The following is an 11,139-nucleotide window of genomic DNA, read 5'->3' as shown; positions in this document are numbered from 1 at the left end:
ATGTTTAAGAAAAAAACAAAAAATCCAGAACAAACTCAATATCAAGAATCGATTTACCAAGCTTATCAAAAGCTTATTGGTCAAAGGGAGTTTGTTAATTTTTCGAAATTACTCAATACTTTTGAAATTAATCATAATTTAAGTACTAAAAATCAAATGTGATTTAAAATTGTGGATCAATTGAATAATTTCAAACAGACACAAAAAAATGCTTTATTCAAAAGTTTTTCAATTCGTTGAAATCGTAACCCTAAATTTAGCTTTACTAAATTAGTTCCAACGATTGCAAATCCAGACACTAATGCATTAGACATTAATTTTAAAAATGCTTCAAACCCAGAGCAAAATACTATTTTAGAACAGTTTAATGTTTTTATTGATGGATTGATTAATAATGGATATAAACTTGAAATTATCAAAGATATTGTTGTTTTTAAAGATAGATCTTCCAATGCTCATAAAATTTTATTTAGTCAGGAGTTTTTAGGCAATGAATCTGAAGAAAATTAAAGAAAAGAAAAACAACTTAGATAAAATTTACAAAATTGTTGAATCTAAAAAAAATATTACTCTGGTTAATATCCTAAAATTATCAAAAGAAATTTTGTTTTATTTACAAAGATCCAATTTTTCTAAAGATTTAATTACTTTACTTAATGACAATTTTCTTATCGACAATTCTTTTTAAGTAAAAGCGGAATTGCTCATATTAATAAAGGACAAAAAATTTGAGTTTATATTACTGAAGAAGAAAAATATGGTACCAATTCATATCAAAAACACTATAAAACTTTGACTCAATTTGCTAATATGGAAAAGGATTTATTTATTCTAATTGGAGAAAAAGCCCAAACACTTCCTATAGCAAAGAAAGAACAAATTTTATTTAAACATGAAAGTAATCATGTAGCAAAATTAATTGAAATTTTACCTAAATTAATAATTAATATTTTTAAGCAATATAAAATTTCTGAACTTAATTTTCTAATTAATTCGTCAAAGCTTAAACAAAAATACATTACCTTGTTTCCGCTTGAAAGAAATAATTTTGAATTAACTTATTATTCCCAAAAAGGAATTTCAAATACTTTTGATTTGAGTAAATATAAAATTCACCCTGAACCTAACTTATTTGTTGAATCTTTATTTGAACATTATTTAACTTTTTCAACAATGTCTCTATTAATGGAATCGGCACTAGTTAAAGAAAAATATAATCTTGTGGCCCAAAATAAATCGCTTAATGATCTTGAGGAAAGAATCCGTAAACATAAGATTTTATATCTTCGTACTAAAAAAGATCTAGAAATTGAAGAAATTTCAATTTTGAGTCCTGATAAAGATTTGATTCACACGCAAAATGAGGTAAATCATGGTTAGATTAAACTTTGTTTCAACAAAAAACAACCTTAATTGAATCATGGTTAAGGACATTAATGTAAGTAAAACACTTAATGATAAGTGGATAAAAATCAAACCCAATTCAATTGTAAGCTATAAAAATATTTTGCTCAAACTAACTTTAAGCGATGAACAAAATTACTATTTATTAGTTGATAATTTGTTTTTAAAATATGATCAAGATCAAGCAACTATTCATTATGATGTTTATTTAAATAGTTTTATTCAAAAAAAGGATAAAAAATATTTAGCACAAATTAAAGAAAAATACGCTGCTATTAAAAAAGAAATTCTTTCAAACAAAACAGCGAAAATGTTTAATTGAACTAATGTGGATGAAACTAAGTATGAATTACTAAAAAGGGATGAATTTTATTTAAAAACCCAAATTTATTATTCATTAATCAAAAAGGAGCTCCCATGAAATTAAAAAGAATTTTATTTTCATTAGCTTCACCATTAATAACAATTCCAACTGTATTTAGTGTTTCGGCAGATCCAATCAATAATACTCAGCCCCCAAAAGAAAATGACAAAAAAGATAAAAATGAAACTCCTAAAACACCTCCTAATTATGATCAAATCAAACCTAAACAGGAAAAGGTTATTGAAAAAGAATTTTTAAGTGCACTGGATCGGGTTGAAGGAAATATAATTAACGCGATTAAAAGGATTGAGGATTTAGCTGAAAAACCACTTTCTAATGAATTATTAGTCAAAATAGCTTACTATAAAAAAGTTGCCAATTTTATTAAAGAAAATACTAAAGAAATTGTTAAAAATCCAGAAAAATTTGGATTTAATACTATTTTCCCAAAACTATTAGTTGCCAAACAATACCATTTTGGAACGGTTAAATATAACAACAAAGAATATGCTCCAACAATTATAGGAGAAAGCAATCCAACTAATTATGATGTGGTCGTCAAGCTTGATCCTAAAAACTCAGTTAAAATCGAAGATAAGGATAACAAACTTACCATTAATACTGCCCAAGAAGATGAAGTTTTAAAAACTACTAATTCTTATTTTTCAGGTATTAGTGCACAAACTGAGAAAATTTTTATTAACGCAGATGATTTACCAAAGTTCCCAGACACAACTGATTTTGTACTTCAAGAAAATTCGCAATACGATCTCAAGCTCCCTGAAGGATTTAAAAGTTGAAATGAATATATTCAACAAAAAATAAATAAACAATTTTTAAGTTATGACTTAGAACAAAATGTTTTATTTAATCAACAAAATCAACCCAAACCACAACCACAACAACCCCCACTTCCAAACACAGTTCCACCATTAATTGATAATGATCCTGATCAAGGAATTCCACCAACACCTGAACCCAGTGTAGAAAATGTACCTAGACTGGCACCGGTTCTAGGTTTTGAGAAAGCCAATGCTTCAAATAAGGATTTAGTTGCATTGTTTCAAGCTAACAGCGAAGTGTTTAATAGTAAGTACGTGTGATTTAAAAATTCAATTTTAAATTCATTTGCATATCAGGTTACTGGTTTAGAAGAAAAAGATAACAAACTCATTGCTACTGTTTCATTACTTGAAAAAACCAATCCAAGTAATGCGACACAATATACTGTTCAAGTTCAAAGATATGCTAGTGCACAACAAAGTGCAAGCTATCAAAAAGTTTACCAGGAATTTTCTGAAGTGTTTGGAGAATTTCTAAAAGCACTCAATCTAGATGAAAAACACGATTATAAATCATTAGGAAGCAATCTCTTAGCTCAAACTGTTTTTAATCAAGTTTTTTCAAGTGTTAAATTAATTAACACAGCTCCATTTCGAGAAAAAGTAGATCAATTAGTTGCTAAATATCAATCAAAAACCACATTTTCTGCACTAGATGGTTCAATCACTAATCAAGCATTAACCCAAAAAGCCAGAGAACTTTTAGTTAATTCTCTTGCTGTACAAGAAATTAATGAATATAAGTTTTTTAATTATCTAGCTAATGCTTATGAGCGACTTTATCAAAATCTTAATTTTCAAGCTCAAAAAAATATTAAACAAATTGAGGAAAATTTCAAAAACTTGGATTTAGATGTAAATCATTTAATTTCATCTTTTAAAAGCTTAAATTCAATGCTAAAAACTTTTAAAATTATTGCAATTAAGTCTAATTTTTCAGCAAAGGATTATCAAGAATATACTCAAGTTTTAACTGATATTCATAAACAAATTAACAATATATCAGCACTCACTAAAACCCAAGAATTAAAAGATAAACAAGATCCTCAAGCTAAGCCATTTACTAATTCATATCAAGATTTAAATGTTAATTATCAAGATAAGACCTCTTTAAATGATATTTTATTATGAACATTTGTTGGTATTAGTGTGCTTGGAGCACTTGGGATGTTTTTAATGTGAATGTTTAAAAAAATATTAGCTAAACGCAAATTAAGTAAGGAACAAAATGACAAATAAAATACAAATTACTTCAATTAATGAATATATTGTTCAAATTTCAGGGAACCATAGTTTTACTCAAGGGGATTTTTTAGTTCTTAAGAATAATCCGAATGTTAAGTTCATGGTAATAAGTGCTAGTTTAAATACAGCTTTTTGTTTATGTACCACTAATAAAGAAAAGTTTTTAGTCGGTTCAGAAGTACTTCCAGCTCAAGAAAATAAATTAGTAAAAACTTCGCTTGAATATTTTGGGAAAATAATTGATATTCACGGAAACATTATTTTCCCAATTGGTGTAAGAGCAAGTCAATTTTTAGACGTACAATCAAAAACCATTCAAGCTGAAAATGATTTAATGGTATACCAAACTCTTACTGAGCAATTAAACACAGGATATGCTATTGTTGATTTACTAATTCCACTTGGAAAAGGTCAAAGAGAACTTATTATCGGAGATCGTCAAACTGGAAAAAGTTTTATTGCACTCAACACTATTATTAACCAAAAAGACAAAAACGTTAAATGTATTTATGTGGCTATAGGCCAAACTCAAAACCAAGTTTCTTGGGTTTATCAAACTCTAAAAGAACATAATGCTCTAGATTACACTATTATTGTTAATGCTTCGCCTGAAAATCCATTTGAGCAATATCTAGCTCCATATATTGGAATGGCCCATGCTGAAAACCTTTCATATTTTGACGATGTTTTAATTGTTTTTGACGATTTAACTAAACATGCTAATGTGTACCGTGAAATTGCTTTATTAACTAAAAAACCAATTGGGAAAGAAGCTTATCCAGGTGATATGTTTTACGCTCATGCACGTTTACTTGAGCGAAGCGGAAGATTTGTTGGACGTAAAAGTATTAGTGCTCTTCCAATTTTGCAAACTATTGACAATGATATTACCTCACTAATTGCCTCAAATGTAATTTCAATTACTGATGGGCAAATTGTTACTAGCAGCGAGTTATTTGCTTTAAATAAATATCCTGCCATTAACATTGATTTATCAGTGTCTCGGATTGGAACTAGATTACAAAAACCGATTATTTCACAAACGACTAAAACAATCAATACAATTTACCGTGCTTTTAAACGTCAAACTAAATTAGCTGCTCTTAAATACGATCTTAATGAAGAAGTTAATAATTTAATTATTTCCGGAATTCAGATTGAAAAATTATTCAACCAAAAAGGAATTACTTCCTATGATGAATATGATTTGTTTCTGACTTCGCAAATTATTCAATTTAACATTTTAAATAATTTAAAAGAAAATCAAATGCAACGGGCAATTGAATTTATTATTAAATTTGTCAAAGAAGACAAAGTGTCAACCGAATTAATTAATAATATTATTCAAGGCAAAATTTCAGATAAAACTGCACCAAAAGATTATTTTAGTTTCTTGCTTAAAACTTATTCAGATATGCACAATTTAAACTGAAATATTGTCGCACCAAAAGAATATTTAAACTTAAATTCAGCACTAATTAGTAAAATTCATTCATCATTTAAAGGAGCAAAATAATGCAAGGAAAAATAACTAAAGTATGAAGTGATGTTCTTGAAATTACTTTTGAGAAAAATAATTTACCTTTATTAGAAACTCTGCTAGTTGATGAAAATGATTCAGTGTTATTGGTAAAAAAAGTTGTTTCACAAGAAGCGATCTTAGCTATAATCGTGAAACAAAAAGGCGATTTTTCAATCAATGGAAAAATCAAAGCTCTTAACCACGGTTTTATGGTGCCAGTTGGCGAAAGTTCGAAAGGATTAATTTTCGATATTCTCGGCCAACCACTTAATAAAACACCAACCAAAAAACTTAAATATGTGGAAATGAATTCAACCAACAAGCCAAATGTTAATTATGAAAATAAATATAAAATTCTTGAAACAGGAATTAAAGCTATTGATTTCTTCATTCCAATTTTAGATGGATCAAAAATTGGTATTTTCGGTGGTGCTGGAGTTGGGAAAACCGTGTTAATGAAAGAAATCATTTTCAACCTTTCTAAACAACAAAATAATACCTCAGCTATTTTTGTGGGTTCAGGAGAACGTTCACGTGAAGCAATTGAGTTATATGATGATTTAAGAGATTCCAATTTAATGGATTCTTCGATTATGTTTATTTCCAAAATGAATGAAAACCCTGGAGCTAGAATGAGTATTGTTCCGGTCGGAATTACTGCTGCTGAGTATTTAAGAGATGAGCAAAAAGAGAATGTGCTCTTATTCATTGATAACATTTTCCGTTTTATTCAAGCAGGGAATGAAACTTCTTCTTCGCTTGATAAAAAACTTTCAGTTGGAGGGTATCAATCAACCTTAAACACAGAAATTTCACAGATAGAACAAAGAATTTATAGTAATCAAAATGGTTCAATTACCTCATTTCAAACTGTGTTCTTACCAATGGATGATTTATATGATCCTTCAGCTGTAGCTGTGTTTAATCACTTAAATGCATCAATGTTTTTATCACGTGAAATCACAGCTAAAAATATTTTTCCTGCCTTTGATCCACTAGCTTCTTCATCAACTAATGTGAATCCAGATATTATCGGACTTGAACATTATAATGCTATTTTAGAAGCTAAATTTGTGCTTCAAAAATACAAAGAGCTTGAAGATGTAATGATTATTCTTGGATTTGATGAATTAGACGAAGAATCGCAAACTATAGTTAAAAAAGCACTCCAATTACAAAACTTTTTCTCACAATCATTCTTTATGACTGAACACTTTAGAAATACTCCTGGAGTGTTTGTACCACTACAAAAAACCGTCCAATCAGTTATTAAAATTCTTCGTGGAGATTATCTTCATTTATCGCCAGAGCACTTTTCATACATTGGTTCAACCGAATCACTAGATAAACTGAAAAAATAACAAATGAGCTTCAAGCTCATTTTTTAACATAAAACAACTAAATTTAAATCCTTTTGAAGCAAATTCAAAAAAAGAATATAATTAAAACAACGTTTTATATAACTCAAAATATTAATAATTTTAAGGAGAAGAAATATGTCAGCAATTAAAAAAATTCACGCTCGTGAGGTTCTTGATTCACGTGGTAATCCAACTGTGCAAGTTGAAGTATGGACTGAATATGAAGGATATGGTTCAGCAATGGTTCCTTCAGGAGCTTCAACTGGTTCTAGAGAAGCACTTGAACTTAGAGATAAAGGATCAAAATATGAAAGTAATTGATTTGGTGGTAAAGGAGTTATGTTAGCTGTTGACCATGTTAACAATGACTTAACACCTGAATTATTAGGGACGGAAGTTACTGATCAAAGGGGAATTGATTTAAAAATGATTGCTCTCGACGGAACTGCTAATAAAGAAAAAATGGGAGCAAATGCCATTTTAGGAGTTTCACTTGCTGTAGCTCGTGCAGCTGCTAATGAATTACAATTACCACTTTACAAATACCTTGGTGGATTTAATGGACATTTATTACCAGTTCCAATGTTAAATGTAATTAACGGTGGAGAACACGCTTCAAACACTATTGACTTTCAAGAGTTTATGATTATGCCTGTAGGAGCTAAAACCTTTAGAGAATCAATGCAAATGGCTAACTTTGTTTTCCACAATCTTGCTAAATTACTTAAAAAAGCTGGACATGGAGTTCAAGTTGGTGATGAAGGAGGATTTGCTCCAAACTTTAAATCACATGAAGAAGCTCTTGATTTTTTAGTTGAAGCAATTAAAGTTTCAGGTTATGTACCAGCAAAAAGCGGAGATAAAGCTGTTGCGATTGCAATGGATTGTGCTTCAAGCGAACTTTACAAAGACGGAGTTTATACTTTCAAAAAACTTAAACAAGCTATTGAAGAGAAAAAACCTGGATTTGAGCACCTTGAAGAGGTTAAACTTACTTATACAACTAGTGAAATGATTGATTATTTAGGAAAATTAGTAGATAAATATCCAATTGTATCAATTGAAGATGGATTAGCTGAAGCCGATTGAGAAGGATTTGCACAATTTACAGCTAAATATGGACACAAACTTCAAATTGTAGGTGATGACCTTACTGTAACTAATACCTCAATTTTAAAACGTGCCATTAAAGAAAAATCAATGAACTCAATTTTAATTAAAATTAACCAAATTGGAACATTAACTGAAACTTTTGAAGCAATTCAAATGGCTCAAAAAGCAAATATGACTGCTGTAGTATCACATCGTTCAGGAGAAACTGAAGACTCGACTATTGCTGACATTGCTGTAGCAATGAATGCTGGTCAAATCAAAACTGGATCAATGTCAAGAACTGACCGTATTGCTAAATACAATCGTTTACTTGCTATTGAAGAAGAACTTGGTTCAAGTTCAAAATTTGATGGCGAAAAAGCGTTTTACAACATTAAATTATAATTGTTTATAAATTAACTTTTTAACACAATTATTGATCAATAAAATTTTTATTATGTAGTTAATTAATAAAATAAAAGCGATTTCTTAATCGCTTTTACAATTTTATAGACCAGTTTTAAAAAAAAGGAGAGAGATGGATAATCAAGTGAAAACAGATTTAACAAATGGTTTAACTGATTTACAAGTACTAGATCAGCAAGCCAAATATGGTTTTAATGAAATTAAAATCCATAAAAAATTTAGTTTTATCAATTCTTTTCTAGCTCAATTTAAAGATTTTATGATTATTTTGCTTTTAATTGCAGCTACTGTCTCGTTTGCGGTTGCTATTTATCATCATGCTAGCGGATCTAGTAAAGGAATAGAAATTATTATTGGTTATATTGAGCCAACTATTATTTTAATAGTGGTTATTTTAAATAGTATGTTAGGTACTTATCAAGAGTACAAGAGCGATCAAGCAGTTAGAACGCTTGAAAAAAATAATCAACTTAACTCTAAGGTAATTCGTAATGGGAAAATGATTATTATTCCAGCCAACGAAATTGTCCCAGGTGATTTAGTTGTTTTAGAAGCTGGTGATTATGTACCAGCTGATGGTAAATTAATCGAAGCTTTTAGTCTCAATATTGTCGAATCAGCTCTAACTGGGGAATCATTGCCAGTAGCCAAAATGGTCATGCAAAATGATATTAAAAGCAGTTCATTAGGGGATCAATTAAATCGTGTTTTTTCAGGAACTTATGTCACTAATGGGCGCGGGATTGCGTTAATTGAGTACACTGGGAATAAAACTGAACTCGGAAAAATTAATAAATTAATTAATCAGCAAGAAATTGCTCTTTCTCCATTGCAAATAAAACTTAATAATCTTAGTCGAATTTTCGGAATCTCTGGAGTAGTCTTATTTTTATTGACGACCTTAATTCAAATTTTATTAAATGGATTTTTTGGTGCTTGAAGTGAAGCATCAACTTATTCAGATGGTTTGGTAATTGGAATTTCCCTTGCTGTAGCCGCCATTCCAGAAGGATTAATTACTTTTACTACTGTGCTTTTAGCTATTGGTGTAGCAAATATGACCAAACAAAAAGCAATTATTAAATCACTCCCTTCAATTGAATCATTAGGTTCAACTCAAGTTATTTGTACTGATAAAACCGGGACATTAACTGAAAACAAAATGCAGGTAGTAGATTTTTGAGATTATGAATATCCAGATAATGAACCTACAAAATCAAAAGCATTATTTTCATTTATAGCCTGTTGTGATGCTCAAGTTCATTTAGAAAGTAATGGAACATATAGTGAAGCAGGGGATCCAACAGAAACAGCTATTTTGCGTTATGGAATTAAACATAATCAAAACGCTCAAGAAGTGTTAGCAAAATATCCAAAACTTTTCTCGCTTCCTTTTGATAGTGATCGTAAAAGTATGTCAGTTCTTATTCAGGGTTCAAATGGAAAATCGTTGATTACTAAAGGTGCACCAGATGTGATTTTTAGTAAATGCAATAATTTACCAGAACAAGCAAAAATTCTTAATGAAGAATGATCAAGGAAAGCTTATCGGGTAATTGCGATAGCTTATAAATTAATTCCTGATTCGCAAGAAACTATTTCACATGATGATGAAAATCAACTTAATTTTCTTGGATTAATCGCACTAGTTGATCCGCCACGTGAAAGTGTCAAAGAAAGTATTGAACAAGCTCGCCAAGCCGGAATTAAAACTGTAATGATCACTGGAGATCATCTGACAACAGCAGTAGCAATAGCGAAAGAATTAAATATTTATCAAGAAGGTAATAAGACAATAAAAGGCGAAGAACTCGCTTTAATGAGTGATGAAGAATTAAGAAACAATGTACACTTAATTTCAGTTTATGCTCGGGTAAATCCTTCTGATAAACTCAGAATTGTTAAAGCATGACAATATCACGATAAAGTGGTCGCTATGACTGGAGATGGAGTCAATGATGCTCCAGCTCTTAAAGCAGCTGAAGTTGGTTGTGCTATGGGAATTACTGGAACTGAAGTTTCTAAGCAAGCAGCTGATGTGATATTAACTGATGATAATTTCAATACCATTGTTAATGCTGTTAAATCGGGCCGTGAAACATATAAAAAAGTTAAAACAGTAATTTTAAACTTACTTATTTCTTCAGTAACTGAAATCATTGTAATGCTATTTGGATTATTCTTATTTAGATTTATTTTTAAAGATACTATTGGTGAAAATGGTCAAGATGGAGAAAAAATCAGCTTTTTTGTACTCTCAGCTTCGCAACTACTTTGAGTAAATTTACTTACTCACGGATTGCCAGCTATTGCACTAGGAATGACACCGAGTGGAATTGACGTTATGAAAGAAAAACCAATCAATAAAAGAGATAGTGTGTTTGCTTCAGGAATGGGTAAAAAATTACTTACACAATCATTTATTCTTTCGTTTTTTGCACTCTTAGCTTATTTAATTGTTGGAGTAATTGCAAGTAAACAAGGAATTAAGGGTGAAGAATTTGTAAAAATTACCGCCACAGCTTGTTTTGTCACTCTTGGAATTGGAGCTTCACTTAACTCAATTAATTTAATGAGTTCAAAAAGTATTTTTAAATGTTCAATTAAAGAATTTTATCTTGTTTATGTAGCGTGTTCATTTTCTCTTATTTGCGTACTTACTTCTGCTTATATTCCGGGTTTTGCCGAAGTATTTAAAAACTCATCAATTCAAACATATGCTAAATCAAGCTTATTTTGAATAATTCCACTTTTCTTTGGATTTGGTTTAATTGCTTATAATGAAATTGCAAAAGCTTTAAATACCTATGTTTTTAAAAGGGAAGTATTAGTTTAATTAATAAGGGGAGGACATCCCCTTATTTTTATCGCAAAATAGATTTG

Annotated in this window: 9 protein-coding genes; all 9 read left to right on the top strand. The window is 29.7% G+C overall.

The genetic code is table 4. The annotated features are described in order from the left end of the window. The 9 genes from NPA11_RS02760 to NPA11_RS02720 all read left to right on the top strand — a co-directional run bounded on the left by NPA11_RS02760 (nt 1) and on the right by NPA11_RS02720 (nt 11,092). On the top strand, nt 1–510 hold the full coding sequence (locus NPA11_RS02760) for a DUF2714 domain-containing protein (protein WP_257043365.1): 510 nt from the start codon (nt 1–3) through the stop codon (nt 508–510). Then, a complete protein-coding gene (locus NPA11_RS02755; RefSeq protein ID WP_257043364.1) occupies nt 491–688 on the top strand; it encodes a hypothetical protein in 198 nt (65 codons plus the stop codon). The genes NPA11_RS02760 and NPA11_RS02755 overlap by 20 nt, the downstream gene beginning before the upstream one ends. Next, nucleotides 685–1,380, top strand: a complete 696-nt coding sequence (locus NPA11_RS02750; RefSeq protein WP_373457158.1) for an MSC_0622 family F1-like ATPase gamma subunit — start codon at nt 685–687, stop codon at nt 1,378–1,380. The genes NPA11_RS02755 and NPA11_RS02750 overlap by 4 nt, the downstream gene beginning before the upstream one ends. Next, complete coding sequence (locus NPA11_RS02745) at nt 1,373–1,831, top strand: MSC_0621 family F1-like ATPase epsilon subunit (protein WP_257043360.1); 459 nt, start codon at nt 1,373–1,375, stop codon at nt 1,829–1,831. Before NPA11_RS02750 ends, NPA11_RS02745 begins: the two co-directional genes overlap by 8 nt. Continuing rightward, entirely contained in the window at nt 1,822–3,849 is a 2,028-nt protein-coding gene (locus NPA11_RS02740) for an MSC_0620 family F1-like ATPase-associated subunit (protein ID WP_257043358.1), read from the top strand. The genes NPA11_RS02745 and NPA11_RS02740 overlap by 10 nt, the downstream gene beginning before the upstream one ends. Beyond that, nucleotides 3,839–5,371, top strand: coding sequence for an MSC_0619 family F1-like ATPase alpha subunit (locus tag NPA11_RS02735; RefSeq protein ID WP_257043355.1), 1,533 nt, complete (start codon nt 3,839–3,841; stop codon nt 5,369–5,371). Before NPA11_RS02740 ends, NPA11_RS02735 begins: the two co-directional genes overlap by 11 nt. Next, a complete protein-coding gene (locus NPA11_RS02730; protein WP_257043353.1) occupies nt 5,371–6,738 on the top strand; it encodes an MSC_0618 family F1-like ATPase beta subunit in 1,368 nt (455 codons plus the stop codon). Before NPA11_RS02735 ends, NPA11_RS02730 begins: the two co-directional genes overlap by 1 nt. Nucleotides 6,739–6,873: 135 nt before the next feature. After that, a complete protein-coding gene (gene eno / locus NPA11_RS02725; protein ID WP_257043352.1) occupies nt 6,874–8,235 on the top strand; it encodes a phosphopyruvate hydratase in 1,362 nt (453 codons plus the stop codon). A gap of 133 nt (nt 8,236–8,368) precedes the next feature. Further along, a complete protein-coding gene (locus NPA11_RS02720; protein ID WP_257043351.1) occupies nt 8,369–11,092 on the top strand; it encodes a cation-translocating P-type ATPase in 2,724 nt (907 codons plus the stop codon). Nucleotides 11,093–11,139: the final 47 nt, after the last annotated feature.

The organism is Mycoplasma sp. 1578d (assembly GCF_024582695.1).
Taxonomy (GTDB): domain Bacteria; phylum Bacillota_I; class Bacilli_A; order Mycoplasmatales; family Metamycoplasmataceae; genus Mycoplasmopsis.
The sequence above is the reverse complement of the archived record's forward strand: the minus strand, read 5'-3'. Positions and strand labels throughout refer to the sequence as shown.